Source organism: Chryseobacterium culicis, assembly GCF_900108365.1.
Taxonomy (GTDB): Bacteria; Bacteroidota; Bacteroidia; order Flavobacteriales; family Weeksellaceae; genus Chryseobacterium; species Chryseobacterium culicis.
This window is the reverse complement of sequence record NZ_FNWQ01000004.1, coordinates 239,677-259,908: the sequence shown is the minus strand read 5'-3', so window position 1 is coordinate 259,908 and position 20,232 is coordinate 239,677. Positions and strand designations below refer to the sequence as shown.

At 36.8% G+C, this 20,232-nt stretch carries 13 protein-coding genes and 5 tRNA genes; 13 read left to right on the top strand and 5 right to left on the bottom strand.

The genetic code is table 11. The features are described from left to right. Position 1 precedes the first annotated feature (1 nt). The 9 genes from BLW74_RS16215 (at position 2) to BLW74_RS16175 (ending at position 3,281) form a co-directional block, all read left to right on the top strand. Positions 2–589: an HAD family hydrolase gene (locus BLW74_RS16215; protein WP_089693983.1), complete on the top strand. Its 588-nt coding sequence runs from the start codon at positions 2–4 to the stop codon at positions 587–589. Positions 590–613: 24 nt separating this feature from the next. Continuing rightward, positions 614–1,081, top strand: coding sequence for a hypothetical protein (locus BLW74_RS16210; protein ID WP_089693981.1), 468 nt, complete (start codon positions 614–616; stop codon positions 1,079–1,081). A 2-nt stretch (positions 1,082–1,083) separates the two neighbouring features. After that, complete coding sequence (locus BLW74_RS16205; RefSeq protein ID WP_089693980.1) at positions 1,084–2,259, top strand: cysteine desulfurase family protein; 1,176 nt, start codon at positions 1,084–1,086, stop codon at positions 2,257–2,259. A gap of 82 nt (positions 2,260–2,341) precedes the next feature. After that, positions 2,342–2,659 carry a thioredoxin gene (trxA, locus tag BLW74_RS16200; protein ID WP_027374941.1) on the top strand — a complete coding sequence of 106 codons (318 nt, stop codon included), beginning with the start codon at positions 2,342–2,344 and terminating at the stop codon, positions 2,657–2,659. A 126-nt stretch (positions 2,660–2,785) separates the two neighbouring features. After that, a tRNA-Asp gene (locus BLW74_RS16195) sits at positions 2,786–2,859 on the top strand. A 31-nt stretch (positions 2,860–2,890) separates the two neighbouring features. Next, positions 2,891–2,964 (top strand) — tRNA-Asp (locus BLW74_RS16190). Positions 2,965–2,996: 32 nt separating this feature from the next. Further along, positions 2,997–3,070 (top strand) — tRNA-Asp (locus tag BLW74_RS16185). Between the two features lie 32 nt (positions 3,071–3,102). Next, positions 3,103–3,176, top strand: a tRNA-Asp gene (locus BLW74_RS16180). Between the two features lie 31 nt (positions 3,177–3,207). Beyond that, positions 3,208–3,281: transfer RNA gene (locus BLW74_RS16175), tRNA-Asp, on the top strand. Between the two features lie 293 nt (positions 3,282–3,574). On the opposite strand, the gene BLW74_RS16170 is transcribed toward BLW74_RS16175, so the two are convergent. Then, complete coding sequence (locus tag BLW74_RS16170; RefSeq protein ID WP_139265757.1) at positions 3,575–8,416, bottom strand: T9SS type A sorting domain-containing protein; 4,842 nt, start codon at positions 8,414–8,416, stop codon at positions 3,575–3,577. Between the two features lie 847 nt (positions 8,417–9,263). Beyond that, positions 9,264–13,886: a T9SS type A sorting domain-containing protein gene (locus BLW74_RS16165; RefSeq protein ID WP_167358451.1), complete on the bottom strand. Its 4,623-nt coding sequence runs from the start codon at positions 13,884–13,886 to the stop codon at positions 9,264–9,266. A 601-nt stretch (positions 13,887–14,487) separates the two neighbouring features. Here BLW74_RS16165 and BLW74_RS16160 point away from each other — a divergent pair. Both BLW74_RS16160 and BLW74_RS16155 read left to right on the top strand, forming a co-directional pair. Next, positions 14,488–14,814: a winged helix-turn-helix transcriptional regulator gene (locus BLW74_RS16160; protein WP_089693974.1), complete on the top strand. Its 327-nt coding sequence runs from the start codon at positions 14,488–14,490 to the stop codon at positions 14,812–14,814. Between the two features lie 335 nt (positions 14,815–15,149). Then, positions 15,150–16,193 carry a L,D-transpeptidase gene (locus BLW74_RS16155; protein WP_089694182.1) on the top strand — a complete coding sequence of 348 codons (1,044 nt, stop codon included), beginning with the start codon at positions 15,150–15,152 and terminating at the stop codon, positions 16,191–16,193. Here BLW74_RS16155 and BLW74_RS16150 read toward each other — a convergent pair. From BLW74_RS16150 to BLW74_RS16140, 3 genes are all read right to left on the bottom strand, one after another. Beyond that, on the bottom strand, positions 16,186–16,713 hold the full coding sequence (locus BLW74_RS16150; protein WP_089693972.1) for a hypothetical protein: 528 nt from the start codon (positions 16,711–16,713) through the stop codon (positions 16,186–16,188). The two genes, BLW74_RS16155 and BLW74_RS16150, sit on opposite strands and share 8 nt — an antisense overlap. Before the next feature lie 4 nt (positions 16,714–16,717). Beyond that, positions 16,718–18,037, bottom strand: a complete 1,320-nt coding sequence (locus tag BLW74_RS16145) for a PDZ domain-containing protein (protein ID WP_089693970.1) — start codon at positions 18,035–18,037, stop codon at positions 16,718–16,720. 119 nt (positions 18,038–18,156) lie between these two features. Beyond that, a complete protein-coding gene (locus BLW74_RS16140; protein ID WP_089693968.1) occupies positions 18,157–18,795 on the bottom strand; it encodes an alpha/beta hydrolase in 639 nt (212 codons plus the stop codon). 245 nt (positions 18,796–19,040) lie between these two features. Between BLW74_RS16140 and BLW74_RS16135 the strand changes: the two genes are divergently transcribed. Beyond that, positions 19,041–19,472: a hypothetical protein gene (locus BLW74_RS16135; RefSeq protein WP_227413259.1), complete on the top strand. Its 432-nt coding sequence runs from the start codon at positions 19,041–19,043 to the stop codon at positions 19,470–19,472. A 336-nt stretch (positions 19,473–19,808) separates the two neighbouring features. Then, positions 19,809–20,213: a hypothetical protein gene (locus tag BLW74_RS16130; protein WP_089693964.1), complete on the top strand. Its 405-nt coding sequence runs from the start codon at positions 19,809–19,811 to the stop codon at positions 20,211–20,213. Positions 20,214–20,232 lie beyond the last annotated feature (19 nt).

Here is a 20,232-nt window from a genome sequence, read left to right as displayed (position 1 = left end):
AATGAAAAAATTGTATTGTTTTGATTTTGACGGAACCCTGACGTATAAGGATACTATGTTTATGTATCTCAAATTCTACGATTCTACAAAATACCGTATACAATTTTTGAGACATGTTCCGCTATTTATTCTGCTCAAGCTGAAGCTCGCAGAAACCGAAAAGGTGAAAAAAAGTTTTATCGGCTCTATTTTGAAAGGACAGAGCCAGGAAAAAATAGAACAGAAGTCTAAACAGTTTTTTGAACAGCATTATCCTAAAATTGTGCGCGAAAATGCACTCGACTTTATTAATAATATAGATCATAACAATACACAAAGTTTATTGGTTACCGCTTCCCTGGATATATGGGTAAAGCCATTTGCTCAGGCACTTAAAATGGAGCTTGTTTCTACGCGGGCCGAGTTTAAGAACGGAGTTTTCACAGGAAACTTCGTAGGAAAAAACTGCAACGGAAAAGAAAAATTAATAAGGATTCAAGAAGAAATCCACGATTCCAAATACGATAAAATTATTGCTTTTGGCGATACTTCAGGAGATCGGCCAATGTTGAAATGGGCAAATGAAGGACATTATCAATTTTTTCACTAATTTTGGGAGATAAAATTGTAAAAAATGAAAAGCCTGTTAATTGCATGTGCGGTAATCTTCATGAGCTGTGCAAGCACTTCATCCCAGAAGTCTTCTGCTGTGCAGGAAAACGCTGAACTTCTTGTCTCTGAATCTCAGGGAGGAGCAGAGACGCCCGGCTTTACAATCATTAAAGACGAAAAAGATTTTCGAAATAGAATCAGAGGAAGTTTTGGTGTGGTAGACCTTGATAAAGAATCTTACATCAAATATCCTTCATTTCCGAAAAATAAAAAAGTCGTTTTATATAATTTGGGAACTTTCAGATCCGGAAGTCATAAAATTGATGAAATCAAAAATGCATCTGTAAAGAATCAGATTCTTTATGTAGAAGTTCCTGCCGGAGAACCATCCGGTGGAATGGAAATTCAGGTGATGTCTAACCCCTGGATTATTTTCACTGTTCCCGCCAGTTACCAGTTTACCTCTGTAGAATTAAAATATTCAAAATAATAATGGATAAAGTATATTTAGATAATGCCGCAACCACTCCGCTTGCAGAAGAAGTAATAGATGCAATGGTGGGTACCATGAAGATGAATTTCGGAAACCCGTCTTCAACGCACAGCTTTGGCCAGGAAGCAAAAATCCTTATTGAAAATGTAAGAAGACAGGTTGCAGACTATCTTCATGTAACTCCCGCTGAAATCATTTTCACTTCCTGCGGAACAGAATCCAACAATATGATCATCAAATCCTCGGTAGAACATCTTGGAGTAGAAAGAATCATCAGCTCTCCTCTGGAACATAAATGTGTTTCTGAAAGTATTCTGGATATGAAAAGCAGAAAAGGAGTGGAAGTAAACTATATCCGCCCGAATGAAAAAGGAGATATTGATCTTACAAAACTGGAAGAGTTCCTTAAAGCTTCAGATAAAAAAACACTGGTAAGCTTAATGCATGCCAACAACGAGATCGGAAATATTATTGATCTTAAAAAAGTTGCCCAGCTATGCAAAGAGCACAATGCGCTTTTCCACTCGGATACTGTACAGACCATGGCGCATATGAACCTTGATTTCTCTGATATCCCTGTAGACTTTGCCTCATGCAGTGCCCACAAGTTTCATGGGCCTAAAGGAGCCGGATTTGCGTTTATCAGAAAGGCAACAGGCTTAAAAGGAATTATCACCGGAGGTCCTCAGGAAAGAAGCCTCAGAGCCGGAACCGAAAATGTGTGTGGTATCGTAGGATTAGGTAAAGCATTAGAACTTTCTCTGAATCATATGGATGAATACACAAACCATATGCAGGATATTAAAAATTACGCGATCGAAAGACTGTCAGCTGAAATTGAAGGAATTAAATTCAACGGAAGAAGTGCTGAGCAGGATAGCAGTTTATATACTGTTTTAAGCGCCCTATTACCTTACAAAAACCCATTGATAGGACTTCAGCTGGATATGAAAGGAATTGCCATCTCGCAGGGGAGCGCATGCTCTTCAGGAGCTTCAAAACCTTCCATGGTGATGATGATGGTGCTTTCCGAAGATGATATGGATCACTGTACGCCATTACGTATCTCATTCAGTCATATGACAACAAAAGCAGAGATTGATTCATTAGTGAATGCTTTGAAAGAAATTTCAAGTGATTACACTATAGAAAAAACTAATGTTGAGCATAGATAGTCTTATGCTTTAAAAATCGTAATTTTGAACATCCGATAAAGGATTAAAAGAAAATAATATTAATTAAAATAAAAGAAACAAAATGGCTTTAGAAATTACAGACAGCTCATTTCAGGATACGGTTTTGAAATCAGATAAACCGGTATTAGTAGACTTCTGGGCAGTATGGTGCGGACCTTGCAGAACGTTAGGACCAATCATCGAAGAAGTAGCATCAGATTTTGAAGGTAAAGCAGTAGTAGGAAAGGTAGATGTAGACAACAACCAGGAGATCTCTATGCAGTATGGTATCAGAAATATTCCTACAGTTCTTATTTTTAAGAACGGGGAAGTAGTGGATAAATTAGTAGGGGTAGCTCCAAAAGAAGTTATTGCTGAAAAATTAAGCGCTCACTTATAAAAAAACAACTTTGGTAATGAATGCCTTCCATGATTGGGAGGCATTTTTTTTGAAAATAATTTGCAGGTAAGGAAAAAAGGTGTAATTTTGCAACCACGAAAAAGAAACGAAGTTCTTTAATAATTTGATCCGGTAGTTCAGTTGGTTAGAATGCCGCCCTGTCACGGCGGAGGTCGCGGGTTCGAGTCCCGTCCGGATCGCAGAAGTTTTCTCAATTTCTTTTAAAAAATTGATCCGGTAGTTCAGCTGGTTAGAATGCCGCCCTGTCACGGCGGAGGTCGCGGGTTCGAGTCCCGTCCGGATCGCAGAAGTTTTCTCAATTTCTTTTAAAAAAATTGATCCGGTAGTTCAGCTGGTTAGAATGCCGCCCTGTCACGGCGGAGGTCGCGGGTTCGAGTCCCGTCCGGATCGCAGAAGTTTTCTCAATTTCTTTTAAAAAAATTGATCCGGTAGTTCAGCTGGTTAGAATGCCGCCCTGTCACGGCGGAGGTCGCGGGTTCGAGTCCCGTCCGGATCGCAGAAGTTTTCTCAATTTCTTTAAAAAAATTGATCCGGTAGTTCAGCTGGTTAGAATGCCGCCCTGTCACGGCGGAGGTCGCGGGTTCGAGTCCCGTCCGGATCGCAAAAAGTCTTCTAGAAATAGAAGACTTTTTTTGTTTATAGACTTTTGATAAAGCTTAGATGCAAAATAGGAAGCATCAAATGTTTAAATATAGCTATTTCAATTTAACACAAAGGTCTTAGTTTCTGCTGTTAAATTATTAAGAAAGCAAAGAAAGAATCAATGAGATTGATTCTTTCTAAGCGTGTGTAAATCTATCTGTTTCTATCAGTGATATAACATTAAAATGATTTAAAATAAAAATGGCCGGAAGAAATTCCGGCCATCATTGCTTTTCAGCAGCGGTATTGTAATTATTTTTTAATAATTTTTACAATCGTTTCAGAATTGTTAATTCTTACCAGATAAGCTCCGGTTAATAGTGAAGTAACATCTGTTTGTTTATTGGTAAATTTACCTTCTTTCATCAACAGTCCGGACATATTATAGATTTGATAATAATAATCCTTGTCATCTTTTGCATCAATATACAGGATGTCTTTTACCGGATTAGGGTAAAGAACTACCTTGTCATCTTTTACCTTTTCTTCAATAACAGTTTTGTTTAACGCTGTTTTGGCCTGAGCTCCTGAGTTTGGCGTTACAGGAATTCCTGGCAGCGGACCTCTCGGAGTACCGTTATCTTCCTGTTTCACGCATCTGCAGTTGAGAGCTGCATAAGGGTCTACGTCTACATTTTTTACATTAATCCTAAATTTATCATCAAAATACATATAGGTTCCTCTTCCTGTCATTTCACCATTTAAATTGGCATACCAATTTCCTCCAGCCGTTAGGCTAAAATTGGCATTTAGTGTAGGATATGGGGGAAACTTTACGCTTCTACTGCCTCTGCTGGGGCTTTTAGGATAATTGCCTACATTATACACACTATTACTGAAAATATATCCTACTATTTTGCCGGAATATGTTGTATCTCCAGGTCTCCAACTGCTAATATTGCCTCCATAGTAACCTGCTTCAGAATTACCGGTACCTGATAATTCTTCAGGATTGCTCTTAAGGCTCCATGGAGTGGTTTTATTGGTACCATTACCAAGAATTTCAGGAATTCTCCATCCATTCGGGCAAGGATCAAATACGGATTTTTTATTACCTACTCCCCATCTTTCATCATATAAATTATGATATTGAGTATCAAACAACCAATCTGATGCAAGGTTATAATAATTTATATCATTTCCTTTTGAATCAGTTCCACGTTTTGGATACATAACAGTTGGCATCATAAACTTTAATGGGTTTGCCACAGAATATCCCAGAATTTTTTCTATTCTCACATCTATCTTATCGGCCGCATTAATACTGCTTTTATAGGTGTCATAATTCACTATATTGCTTGAGTTATAGTTTGCTTCTGTAAAGTTAGTATATGTTACAACCCCATTATTAGTAGTACCCAGGAAAATGTTATATTTAGAACCGCTTATATTGTTAAATATAGGTAATGGGTCTTTTCTGCCCCACTGGTAATTTAATCCCTGTGAGTTGTTAAGCCTTGTTACCTGTTCGGGAACATCTGGGCTATAATAATTTGCCATTGCCTCAATAGCTCCTAAGTTGCGGTCCATAATTGTTGTTTTCAGAATATTTCCATATTGAGTATAATTGACGTAATTATCGGTGGCAATAGGAGTGTCATTTACATAGGTAAAAGAATTTACGGATGTATTGCTTACCCAGATATGCCAGCTCCAGTATACAGGATTGCTTATTGAACCATTATGCAAAGTAACAACAGCATTACCGGATTGGTTGGCATTTACTTTTACATTGATGTTTGCATCTTTGGAAGATGGATTATCTATAGTTAATTGTGTTACCAAAGCAGGGTTATCTGTCCAAAGTACATTGGCTTTTAAATCATTGAAGCTTGTTGTATTCAGAATTTGAGTATTTCCTAAATAGTTACTCTGTACAGAGAAAGCTTTACTGACAGGTATTGGAACTATCTGATCTGCGGCTGATTTTGTAACCATATAAGTATTAGGATTATCTAATCCTGTTTTATAGGTTTCAGTTTCGCTGAAGAAAGTAGTTTCAAAGTTGTAGTTATTTTTTACAAATAACGGATCTTTAATACATCTGCAGGCATGAGCATTATTGGTTGGATAGTCATCAGATGGTTTATAACTGTACCAGCCATAAACATTCGGATAATTTGTAGGATCCGGTTTATAATTATTTATTACCTGATCAGAAGACGGAATTAATCTTAATGCACTTGCTATTGACGAATATCCAGCAAAGCTGGTCATTGTTGATGTCCAAAGATAAGTTTCAAGTTGGTCTGTATATGCCGCTTTAGGATGATATCTGTCATCAGATCCTCTTCCAATCCATCCTGTTCCTGGGAATATTCCGATATTGTTACCTCCTACATTGGTCATATCAAAACCGTACTGGGGATATACTTTTATGCCGGCCAGATAAGGTTTTAAATTTGATAATCCTGGCGGAATATTGGATTGAACTCCATTTAAATCATTTAAAGATTTATTTATTTTGGGACCAAATGGAGTAAAATCCATTCTTACATTTTTGGTTGATGAGGCCACTAATGCTGAAGGTAGTCTCCATCCATTAGGGCAAGGATCATAAGAAGATTTATTTCTATATGGCTGGGGAGTTGAAATATCTGTTGTTGCCAGTACTCCTTGGGAGTTATCCGACCATAGGTTAACTTTACTTAACTCTTTAGTTTGCAATCCGGGTACCTGGCCAAACCAGTTATAGTAGTATGGAACATTACTATCTGTTCCGTATATAGATAGATTACTTGTTCCGTCATCGCTGACATATATTAAGCTTAAAGGCTTTTTTACAGACGTTCTAATATTGTCTGTTATGTTTGCTGTTGATTTATTGATAAATAGTATTAAAGCACTAAAGTTTTTATAATCATTAAAAGGGCTATTGCTAAATTGTAATCTAGATATTGCATCATCATGAACAATCTTTCCTAAGCTTCCGGTTATCTGATAAAAACTAGCATCAGTATTGGTTAATGGTGGAAAAGGATCTTTTCTACCCCACTGGTACATAAGTCCACCGTTTTTATTCCATCCGTCTCCATTAAGAGAATTCCCCAATGCACCAAGGTTTCTGTCCATCCATCCCCACTCAGCATTAGGAATATTTTCAACAGTACCATCGCTTAGCTGTCTTTTTACATCATCATAGCTTTTATAAGTAGAACCGTTGGTAGGATCATCTGTTACCCAAACGTGCCATGACCAGAAAATTTCCCCATTTACTTTATAAGCAACAACTGCATTTCCTTCTTTAACTTTGTTTACGGGTACTTTTATTTTTGCATCTTCACCTGAGCCTATAATATCCAAAGTATAATTTTCTTTAGATTTTATCAGTCCCATATTGTCTTCCCATAATACATCAGCGGTTACTGTTCCGGAAGGTATTTCGGATCCTTTCATGTAATTTCCGTTTCGCCACATTTCGTAGGCTTTTTTCACAGGAATATATAATCCATCTACATCATTGCCTTCTTTGTCTTTACCTGTGAAGATATAACTGTTGGGAGCTTTGGCCCATTCAAGGGCTTTAACTTCTACTGTTAGTGTTGTACTTTCTGCACATTGTCCTATATCCGGAGTAAATGTATAAGTTGTAGTTGCCTGATTATTTGGAGCCGGTGACCATGTGCCGGTAATTCCTTCATTTGAGGTAGTTGGCAAATTAAATGTTCCATCTGGATAAATAGCTGGTATTTGTATAAATGTCGGGGTTGTTACATTTGTACAGGCATTGCCATTACATAACGTTTGTATAGGGCTTAGTAGCATATGTAATGCTCCGTTACTTAAGCTGGAGGCTTCAACAATAATATTTTCATTGGTATATGCATTGTAGTTTACCTGTATTTTATAGCATAACATGCCATTGTAAATTTCAGTTGCAGGATTAGTGAAGGCCTGGTTATATAATAACGTACCATTTGTAAGGTATAATTTAATCTGAGCATCGGTTCCATTCCAGTTATTTTTAGGAATGTATATGGTATAGCTAAGTCCGTTGCGGTTTATACATACTCCGCTGGCTTTATTTATACAGGCATTTTGAAGTGTAAAATCATTCCATTCACTTTGTGGTAAAACCGGTAAGGTATAAGATACTGCAGCATCCAATGGGCTACTAGCCTCAAAAGTAAGATCTTCTGCGGCATATCCTGAAGTACGTTTAATATAATAATACTGTGTTCCGTTGGAAGCTGTAACTTTTGGCAGATCTGCTGTATTTAATGTAACTGGAGATAATGCAAATTCTCCGGTAATTCTATAAGCTGTAATTATTACAGTGTTTCCATGCCATTGATTTACAGGGATTAAAATTTCAGCAAAACCATTATGCAGACGATTGAAACATGCATCAGCCTTAGAAACTCCACATGCATCAGCTGTTCCTGCTGTATTCCATTGATTTTGTGGCAGAGCCGGCAGGGTGTAGGATACGGCGGCATCTGATGGGCTGCTTACTTCAAAAACAAGATCTTCTGTGGGATATCCGGAAGTACGTTTAATATAATAATATTGTGTTCCGTTGGCAGCGATAACCTTTGGCAGGTCTGCTGTATTTAATGTAACAGGAGATAATGCAAATCCTCCTGTAGTTCTATAAGCTGTAACTATTACAGTATTTCCATTCCATTGACTAATGGGAATCATAATTTCGGCGAAACCATTATGCAGACGAGTGAAACAGGCGTCAGCTTTAGCTACTCCACAGGCATCAGCTGTTCCTGCTGTATTCCATTGGCTTTGTGGTAAAGCTGGTAAAGCATGGGATACAGTGGAATCTAATGGACTACTTACTTCAAAAACAAGATCTTCTGTGGGATATCCAGAGGTACGTTTAATATAATAATATTGTGTTCCGTTGGCGGCTGTAACTTTTGGCAGATCTGTTGTATTTAATGTAACAGGAGATAATGCAAAAGCTCCTGTAGTTCTATAAGCCGTTAATATTACAGAATTTCCTTGCCATTCATTTACGGGGATCATGATTTCTGCAAAACCACTATGTAAGCGGTTGAAACAGATATTGCTTTGTGCAAAGGCTGTAAACCATGACGTAAAAAATAAAAAGATAAAAATCTTTAGTAGTTTTTTCTTCATTAATTAATTTTCTTTTGTTTTAATAATTGTTTGATAACTATATGGTGTGGTAGATTTGTGTCGCCTCGTGCGGAAGCGTTGACGATTGCACCTGGGCATAATACAGCCCAAATTGATGGGATTAATGTTTTTCTCATACACATGTTTTTTAGGGTTTATTTAGTTGAATTACTATTATTCAAATTTTATGTTTTATAATCAGGGTAATAGGAGAGTGGAATTAATAAGATTCACATTTTGTAAATAAAACGTAAGGAAAATCAGATAATATTGAAGTAACAGATTTTTGAAATCGACTGCTTATTACAATTGTTCCTTTTTATGATGTTGCTGCAATGAAGTAGCAAAGTATAAGGTAATGTGATAAAAGGGTATTGTGGTTATGATTGAGATTAGGCATAATTTTTTTTGAATTTGTGTTTTTTAATTATTAGTTTTTATAAAAAATAGATAATCAAATATTACAATTATTTAAACCTGCAGTTAGAGTGAAAATATTACAGAACTACATTGCGTTAATTGTATTTTTTTATTGGGTTTTTTATTTTTTTTACATCTTATGTTGTTAAATTGGTATGTTTATTTGGTTTTAATGTTTTATATTTATTGTGTTTGCAAAATTAATGTATTGAAATATATGCACAAGTAGTCAAAAATAACTGACTAATAATAATTTTGATAAAACTGCGAGAAATGATTTAAGAAAAAGAGTTTTCAGCTTTTTTTTAATATATTTAATAAATACCTCAAATTTCAAGCGTAAGCTCTAAGAGTTTATAGCCTTTTTAAAATAAAAATGGCCGGAAGAAATTCCGGCCATCATTGCTTTTCAGCAGTGGTATTGTAATTATCTTTTAATAATTTTTACAATCGTTTCAGAATTGTTAATTCTTACCAGATAAGCTCCGGTTAATAGTGAAGTAACATCTGTCTGCTTATTGGTAAATTTACCTTCTTTCATCAGCTGCCCGGACATATTATAAATCTGATAATAATAATCCTTGTCATCTTTTGCGTCAATATACAGGATGTCTTTTACCGGATTAGGATAAAGAATTACCTTGTCATCTTTTACCTTTTCTTCAATAACAGTTTTGTTTAACGCTGTTCTGGCCTGAGCTCCTGAGTTTGGCGTTACAGGAATTCCTGGAAGCGGACCTCTCGGTGTTCCGTTATCTTCCTGTTTTACACATCTGCAGCTTAGAGAAGCGAAAGGATCTATATCAACATTTTTCACATTATTTCTGCTGTAAATATCAAAATACATATAAGAAGCTCTTCCCGTCATTTCACCATTCAGATTGGCGTACCATACTCCTCCCGATGGACTAACAGTGGTATTGATGGCTCCCGCATACATTACGCTTCTGCTTCCCCTGCTAACGGCTTTTGGATAATTTCCTATGTTATACAAACTGTTTGTGAATGAATATCCTACGGTTTTGCCCCAGAAACTAGGTGCCGTCACACTATAGATAGGAGCTCCGTAATACCCTGCTTCTGTACCGTCAATGGCTCGGAGTGTTTCAGGGTTGCCTTTAAGGCTCCATGGTGAGGTTTTGTTTGTGCCTTTACCAAGAACTTCCGGAATTCTCCATCCATTCGGGCAAGGATCAAATACAGATTTTTTACCTCCTAAGCCCCATCTTTCATCGTATAATCCCTGATATTGGGTATCAAACAGCCAGTCTGAAGCCAGTGTATAGTGTGGTGTATTGTCTCCGCGATAGGGGTATGCAGTTACCGGCATCATGAGCTTTAATGGATTGGCAACGGAATATCCCAGAATCTTTTCTATTCTTACATCTATTTTGTCTGCTGCGTTAATGCTGCTTTTATAGGTGTTGTAATTAACGATGCTGCTCGAGTTATAATTGGCTTCCGTAAAGGTAGCATACGTTACGGCACCGCTGCTATTCGTTGTACCAAGAAATATATTGTATTTGGATCCGTTGATATTATTAAAAACAGGCAGTGGATCTTTTCTTCCCCACTGGTAGTGTAATCCCTGCGAGCTGTTCAGCTGGCTTACCTGTGCTGCAACAGTTGGGTTATAAGTACCCGGCATTGCTTCAACAGCTCCTAAGTTTCTATCCATGACAGCTGTTTTCATGATCGTTCCATACTGGGTGTAATTTACGTAGTTATCTGTGGTAACCGGGGTATCATTTACATGTGTAAAAGAGCTTACGGCATTATTGGTTACCCAGATATGCCAGCTCCAGTATACAGGATTGCTGATTGATCCATTATGTAATGTAACAACAGCGTTTCCTGATTGGTTCGCGTTTACCTTTACGTTAATATTGGCATCTTTGGAGGAAGTATTATCTATGGCTAATTGTGTTACCAAAGCAGGATTATCCGTCCAAAGTACATTGGCTTTTAAATCATTAAAGCTTGTGGTATTCAGGATCTGAGTATTTCCCAAATAATTGCTTTGTACAGAGAAGGCTTTGCTTACCGGGACCGAAATAATCTGATCTGCAGTAGATTTTGTGGCCATATATGTATTAGGATTGTCTAATCCTGTTTTATAGGTTTCAGTTTCACTGAAGAAAGCGGTTTCAAAGTTATAGTTATTTTTTACAAATAACGGATCTTTAATACATCTGCATGCCTGTGCATTATTGGTTGGATAATCTTCGGCAGGTTTATAATTGTATAAGCCGTATACAGTAGGATAGTTGGCTGCATCCGGTCTGTAATTATTCACAATCTGGTCAGAAGACGGGATTAATCGTAATGCGCTTGCTATTGATGAATAACCACCGAAATTTGTCATGGTAGATGTCCATAAATAGGTTTCAAGCTGATCTGTAAAGGTGGCTTTGGTGTGGTATCTTCCGTCACCGGCTGCTCCTCTTCCAATCCATCCTGTTCCGGGGAATATTCCGATATTATTACCCCCTACATTGGTCATGTCAAACCCATATTGCGGATATACTTTTATCCCAGCCAGATAGGGTTTTAAGTTCGACAATCCCGGCGGAATATTGGACTGAGCACCATTCAGTGCAGATAACGGGCTGTTTACTTTCGCTCCAAAAGGAGTAAAATCCATTCTCATATTTTTTGTGGATGATGCTACCAATAAGGAAGGTAATCTCCATCCATTCGGACAAGGGTCATAAGAAGACTTATCCCTGTAGGGCTGCGGAATAGAAATATCTGTTGCCTGCACTCCCTGCGAGTTATCCGACCATAAATTAACTTTACTCAGCTCACTGGTCTGCAAACCAGGGACCTGCCCAAACCAGTTATAATAGTATGGAACACCGCTCACAGTGCCATAAGTAGATGGAGTAGTAGTACCGTCATCGTTCACATACATCAGGCTTAATGGATTTTTAACCGATGCTCTGATGTTATCCGTAATATTTGCCGTTGATTTATTGACAAACAATCTCAGGTCATTAAAGTTTTTATAATCATTGAAAGGACTATTGGTAAATTTCAGTCTTGGAACAGCATCATCATAGATCACTTTTCCTATACTTCCTGTCACCTGATAAAAAGTAGCATCACTATACGTTAAAGATGGAAAAGGATCTTTTCTTCCCCATTGGTATAAAAGACCGCCGTTTCTGTGCCATCCTTCTCCATTAAGAGAATTTCCGAGCGCACCAAGGTTTCTGTCCATCCATCCCCATTCAGAATTAGGAATGGTTTCTACAGTACCGTTGCTTAATTGTCTTTTTACATCATCGTAACTTTTATAGGTGGAGCCATTGGTAGGATCGTCTGTTACCCAAACGTGCCAGGACCAGAAAATCTGTCCATCTACTTTAAAAGCTACTACTGCATTTCCCTTTTTTACTTTGTTGACAGGAACTTTTATTTTGGCAGTTTCTCCGGAGCCGATGATATCAAGAGCATAATTTTCCTTAGATTTTATCAGTCCCATTGTGTCTTCCCACAATACATCAGCCGTAATTACTCCGGAAGGTACATCAGTTCCTTTCATGTAATTTCCGTTCCTCCACATTTCGTAGGCTTTTTTTACAGGAATGTACAATCCGTCTGCATTATTCCCACTGTTATCTTTCCCTGTGAAAATATAGCTGTTAGGAGCTTTTGTCCAGTCAGATATTGTATTATCCGGCTGTGCTCCTGCATTAATGGTAAAACAGTTATTGGAACAGTCTGCAGAATCATATGCTGTTGAGTTTCCAAAAACTCCTACATATTTGATAAACTTTTTGATTTCCGCCTCTACCTCCGAAAGCGGTCTCATGGGCCCGTTCCAGTTAGATAATACTTTTCTGTTTCTGATCGCTCCGATACCATATAAAGAAGCTTTAGGAGTATTGCTCAGAAAGAAATTTTCAGATCCGGGGCCTCTCTGTTTATCATATAATGGAGGGTAACCGAAATCATTCACTGTATTATAATTGCTTAATGCATTGACGGTGATATACTGTCCGGTAGATTTGTAGACCCTGAAACCTGTTATTTTGCTAACAACAATAACTACAGGCTCCTGATCCGAAATAATGTCGGTCAGTTTCTCGTTGATGTAATTATAAAGGTTGTAATACCTGTTCACTAAAGCATTAGGGTTTGTAAAATCCAGGTACCCTCTGCCCCAGGCTTCTCCGCCCTCCTCAGGAGGTAAAAACCAGTTACTGAAGTTGATAAAGAAGCCGGAACTTGAAAATTTACCGGCAAACACGTAAACAGGATCATGGTAAGAAAACTCAAAAGGGCTTGTGTCACTGCCTTGATAGATGTATTTCTGCGAGCTGGCAATGGTACTGAGATTATTAGGGTTTTCAATATTGATGACAGGCGCGTTGGGGTTAGTGGTATCGAGCGTACCGTTAGCATTAACAGATAATACGATATCATCCAATTTCTTTGTCAGATGCTGTGATTTTACCCTGTCTTTCACACCGGAAACACTTCCGTTAGGATTAAATAATACTGTACCACTTTTTTTCGGAGTGAAAAGTATCGTGTATTCATTTTCATCCAGTTCACACGTGGCCGCAGCATAATCTCCGAATTTGTAATGGCTCACCGCTTTATTCCATGTGATTCCGGAGAAGTTATCTGTTTCTGAACTCAGCACAACTTTTAAATTATATGTGCTGCTGCTTGCAGAAGCTGGTAATTCAAAGGTAGCATTAAGATTTTCATTATACAGATTACTGGCATATAATGTTTTGCACCACGCAGTAACCCATTCTCCCAAGGCATTCTGATATTTAACGGAAATCAGAACATCGCTGGTGGTAACAGGTTTGTTGATCTGCCCGCTCATCACAACCGCTCCTTTTTCATTGAGGTTTTGTGAAATAGACATTACGGGACCCAGATCATAAGTGAGAGTGGTTACTGGAAGACGACTTTCCAATATAAAACCGTCATCAGAGGACCGCCGGTATGTGTCACCTCTTGAGGAGGCGTACACGGATGCAACTGAGCAGCATACAGCCCAGATGGTTAAAATTGATTTTTTTCTCATACGCATGTTTTTTTAGATGATTAAATTCTATTTTTGAATAACTTTTATTCAATTTTTATAACTTATCAGAAATGAATAGAATACAAAAGACAGATGCACTTTGGGTACTGCAACCGCTGCACAAGAATCCGATATTTCAGGCTTTAGCAGATTTCTGAAACCGACTGTTCACTACAATCGTTATTTCTGTTACAGCCATGATAAATAGCCGGAATTGCTTTTCTATCTGAAAGCTTTCCGATATAAATAGTACAGGTTTTCGGGCTTGTGCTGTGCTGCAAATAAAAAAAGGCTGGTGGAATAATATATAGTATAGCCTAATTTGAAGATAAAAATCTCATTTTTCATATTTGTGTTTTAGGTTTTTAGTTTTTTTTTGATTTTATAAAATATAAGTGATAATAAATTATATTTTATTCAACCTTGCAATTAGATTAAAATTGAGTGAAATATCATAAAAACATGAGTTTTTTAATGAGAAATTTCTACTAAAATCTTTGTGCTTTTTGTAATGTTTTTTGTTAAATGTGTGGTGAATATGATATTAATTTACTTATTAACCACTATGTTTGCAAAGTTACGATATTAAAAAAAACACACAATGAGTCAAAAAAATCTGACTAATAACAGCCCGGCTGACGGGCCGGAAATATGTCCTGTACAGAAGCTGTTAAAAGCACTTTCGGGTAAATTAAAACTGGAAATTTTTCTTCTTGCATCTCAATCCACTTTACGTTTCAGCAGCTTACTCCGCGATATTGAAGGATCTAATAAGCAGACATTAACAACTGCTCTGAGGGAACTGGAAGAAATGGACTTATTGGAAAGGATCATTATAAAACAAAAGCCTTTACATATAGAATACCATCTTACAGAAAAAGGAAAATCTCTTATTCCTATTTTACGGCAATTGGAAGGGCTGGTGTAGCAGTGATTTGGCACAAGAATTTTTCAGAAGTGACGATGACTGATAATGCGGATCTCAGTTTGAAAATCCAGTACTAAAAATGTTCGTAAAGTTCAGTTTTGATGTTGTTGCTGATGGTCCTTTTATAGATGGTGAGATTTGTAATTGAGGAGGTTTCAGTAAAATGTGAAAATTCCTTTAAAATAAGTAATAATAAGAAATTCATTAACTATAACTCCTCATTTATAGGGATATTACCTCCGTTTTTTTACGGTATTTTTAATAATGTCTTTTACGATTCAATTTTAGGTCTGATATTTGTACTGGGTAGCCAAACTAAATGGCCGATTTTATTTATGAAAAACATATCTGTGAAAAAATCCTTTCTTTATGCTTGTTTATGTAGTATTTTCCTAGTTTCCTGTAAAAAGGAAATAGAGAAGATAGGTGATACTTTTAAAGATACAGTTTCTTCTTCTGAAGTTCAGGAGGCAGAAACGGATTCTATAAAAAAAGATTCTGTTCCTGTGGTAAAGAAAGAATCTGTTCCGCCTGTCATGCAGGAAAATGGTTTTTATAATGCTTTTGTTCTTCCCAAAGACAAGAAGATGCGGGATTCCATCTATGCAGAATACAGTAAAAAATATAGTGTAGCAGAACGTACCGCTATTTTAGCATTAAACAGACTGGATTCCAAAAGCAAATGGAATGCTGACACCCTGGTAGTTCCGGCCAAAATAGATACAACGCTAATGGCCTATTCACCTTTTCCGATGCAGCTGGACATATTGAGCGGAGTGAAGAAGTTTGTCATCTTTTCCTACCCTATACAGGCTTTTGGAGTATATTCCAACGGAAGCCTTGTGAAATGGGGGCCTACAAGTATGGGTAAAAAAACAGCTCAGACAACGAGAGGACTTACTTTTGCCAACTGGAAAAAGGAACTGGCTATTTCTACAGTGAGCAGTGAGTGGAAACTTCCTTATAATTTTAATATTCATAATTTAGGTGGAATCGGGTGGCATGAATATACGCTTCCGGGATATCCTGCTTCACACTCATGTTTACGATTGCTGAGAAAAGATGCCAAATGGCTGTATTCTTATGCAGATACTTGGATTCTGAATCCCGGTGGTGCTACTACAAAAGCCAGAGGTACAGCGGTAATGGTATTCGGGGATTATAAATGGGGCGGAAGAAAACCATGGAGAAAACTTCTCGACGATCCTAACGCCAATAATATTTCTGTTGAAGAATTAACCAGGCTGCTTGAACCGGAGGTTCCGAAAATGCTTAAAGAACAAAGCAACAGGGAGAAAGTTGTAGATTCCATTAAAGCAGCTAAAGCTGCTGCTACCCCAATTCAGAACGAAAGACCTGTAGAACCGCAGTCTAATTGATTTTCTTTTCAAACTGCAGTGTAGATTCTTCAGCAAATCTTCTCAGCTTAAGCATTTCTTCTTTTCCTTTATGCTGCCCGAATCTGGCTGCAATATATGTAAGAAGAATCAAGAATAACATCACAAAAGAAGCGCTCAGTGCCCAGGGGTATTCGGCGCTTTTTATTTGTTTTTCTACATAATACATGGTGAAGAAAGTCATCCAAAGTATAGAAAAGGAAAAATACAGGAACATGAAAAACGTCCATACTGCAGAGCTTGGGCCAAATACACCGCGTATGGCTGTATGCTCATCTTCCGCTTCAATGCGTAAAGCAAGGCAGGGTTTCCAGTAATTATCATATTCTGTTTTTACCCGGATGGTAGCAACTTCTTTATTAATATTGCCTGAAAACTCATCTTTATGTGCTTCCATATATTGCTTCAGATTTTCTGCATATTCTTCTTTGGTAAGATGCGTAAACATTTTAAATCTGGGTCTGGTTCTGATCCTGTCTAAGGTGCTTTCTTCAGTATTCATATTATTATTCTTGATAGGGAATGGGATCTTCCAAAGCGAAACTCAATGTAAGTTTTTGATTTTTTCTTTGAATGACCATATTAATATTTCTGCCTTCATTGGATTTCATAAGCTCTACTATTTTTTCCAGAGTCATATCCGAGGTCCGTTCTCCATTAATGGTTAGGATTCTGTCATCTTTTTGCAGGCCTGCTTTATAAGCGGGAGAATCTTTTCTTACGCCGGCAATGGAAAATATAGGTTTTAAACTAAACTTATACTGAAAAGCATCCTTATAAACTTCAGTAGCTACCATAGCAGATTTTTGGGTTTCAATTTTTACCCGGTCTTCCTGCCATTCCAATCCGTCCTGCTTGAAGTCGAGGCCGCTCATGTTAAAATGAAACGGATCGTCAAAATTCCTGTTTTTTCTTAAATAGAGCTTTTTATTGGTATAGTCAAATACTACAGTAAATCTACGCATTATTTCGCTGCCTATGGAACCCTTTCTGTTTTCAACTAAATTGACATGCTGTATAGAAAACTCGTCCGGCATGGCGGTAAGAGGTTTTTCAAATTTATATTTTCCAAGATAAAAATTATGAATACGGCTTCTTTTGCCATATATATCTCCATTGAAGCCCCGGCCCAGAAAATCATCAATATTGGGTCTGTTATAAACAAAATTCTTAATAAGGGTGGGGAAGAGCCAGATCGCATCACTGTTTCCCAGATCAACCAGCAGTTTGGAATCTTTCTTTTCATTCGTCATTTCTACACCACCGTACAGGTAAGGTTTGTCCTTCTCAATGGTAATCGGAAATTCTTCAAATCTTTTGATTTTCTTTTTCACAGCATCCGTATTTTCATAGATGGTAATTTTCTTTGAACTGTAATCTATGTAAATGGGATGATTCTTAAAAAAGTGATATCCGATAACTCCGTTTACAGGAATTCCTACGTGGGGCGAAATATTAAATTCTTCATCAATAATAATATAAAGAGACATAGACGTATTGACAACTTCATTGCCAATTTTGCCTACGTTACGCTCAGATTTTAACCCATCGATACTTATACTGCCTCCAAGACCGGAAAACTTTACTTTCTCCACGCTGCTCAGTTTAAGTTCCTTATTTTCCAGACTGAAAAGAATCGTTTCCGAAACACCCGTATCCAGCAGAAAGGTAAGCTCTGCGCCATTTACATTAATGGGAATGAAGATAAGATTATTGATAAGCTGAAAAGGAATAACCGCTTTTTTTGTATTAATTAATTCAAAGGAATTCTGGGCATTGATAAAAATGCTAAGAAATAATACCAGTAAAAGCAATTTAAATTTCATTTACTGAATTTACTGAAATTATCGTTATGATAAAAAAAAACATTCCAAAAGCTGGAATGTTTATATAAACTACAATGAAGTAGTATTTTTTATTGAATTTATTTCAAACGGAACGCTCCTTATTTGGAAAAGAATTCCATCAGGTCCATATAATTCTTCTGATTAACGCCATGTCCGCTCATATATTCTCTGAAAGTAAAGTAACAGCTAAGGTCATAAAGAAGATCTGCCGCTTTTCTTCCCCATTCTAACGGAATCACAGCATCATCAGTACCATGCGAAACGAAGAAACGAAGCCCCTCCAGCTTCTTTTTGTCTTTTACAATACCATCCAGAATTTTCTCTTCAGGATAGCTGCTCAGACACGCAACATAAGTAAACAGTTCAGGATGTTTCAATGCTAAAGCATAGCATAATATTCCTCCCTGACTGAAACCGCACAGATGCGTTTTGCTTTCCGTCAGGCCATAGTGATTGATGATCTTCAGCATGCTTTCCAGCACTGCATGTAAAGATTCTTTTGCCTGAGGAACATCAATAAAGTTCTCGGGATCATTGAAATTAATATCATACCAGGAATATCCTTCAAATTGAGTATCATGCGGCGCTCTGAAACTCACGATAATCCAGTCATTGGGAAGAGTTTCCCTAAAGCTGAAAAGATCCTGCTCGTTACTGCCATAGCCATGAAGCATAAAAAGAATGGGAGTTTGGGAAGTAATATTTTCCGGCTCTCGTACTAGATAATCTAAATTCATACCGCAAAGATAATTAAATTACCACCAAAGTCTTCACTTTTATTATTCGTACAATGAAGTTTAATAGGTTATACCGTATGTGTAATGATTAATTCTTTGTACTGTGTTTTTGGACTTTAACGGTGTGTTTTTATTTTTGTTGATTTGATATTAATTAGAAATCTTTATTGGAAATTTTTCATAAAAGTTATTTTTATATTAATAAAAAACTTATATTTGAAACATTAAAAAATCTATTTGGAGAAATGAAGCAATTTTACAATTCAAAAAGTTTACTTAGACTTTCTTTTTTATTCGTTTTATTATTTTCTGTAATTACCGTTGTTAATTCTTGTAAAAAAGATGATGATGAAGAATTTCAGGATCATGTGGTTCAATTCGAAGTGAAGACCACTGCCGGAGGAAATATTATAAGTGTTGTAACCCAGGTAGGTACAGCTCAGAATACGATTTACAATACTCCACAAAATCCTGTGACTTCACCGTGGACAAGCGGAGAATTCTTTGTAAACTCCAGCCAGGCACAGCTGAATCTGGATGCTAACGCGTCAATGCCGGATGATAACTCTGAATTGACAATTACGCTTTACATAGATGGAGAAGTTGCAAGAACTGTGAAGAAAAAAGGGAAAGGAGTATTGGTTGCTTCTATCGATTACAGCTTCTTAGAGCCATAAAATTATTTTAATTATTGATATAAAATCCGTCTCATATTGAGACGGATTTTTTTATTTTATACATATTACATGCATATGATTACGTACAATTGAGGTAACATACATTTACAGTTTAAATTTATTGCTGGGAGTTAATATGTTGATATATAGTATTTAAAATCATGTGTTACTTCTCTGTAATACTTTTGTCATAGCCTTTTTTTTGCATTAAAAAACTTATCTTAATAACATTACAAAATCAAAACACACAAAGTATTAAGCTGTAGAAATGGAAAAGCATTATAAACTTTTATAAGTTTTTAGATGCGAAAAATTAGACAGTGGCTTAGAAATTATATGAAAGAAAAAATAGACAAAAGTATTTCAAAAGATCATCAGAATATTCTTATTAACAATTTTTTTGGTGAAGAGGAATATGTTATTTACCATACAATAATGTTTAAAGCAGAAGCATCAGCAGGCTCAAATATTATATATGTATTGGATAATGTGAACGGTGAAGCTAATGAAAGTAATTTTAATGGTGTGGTATGGACAAGTCCGGAATATACTCATTCGGAAGAATTACCAGCAGGGAAGACAATGAATCAGATTAAGAGTGTGACTATAAAAGCAACAGGTGTAGATGCTACTTCTACTTTAAAGGTTCAGATTTATATAGATGGAGTTTTGAGGCAGGAAGAGATAGCCAAAGGCCAAAACCTTGAGGTCACTGCAAAATATAATGTGGAGTTCAAATAAAATTTAAATGCGTACAGCT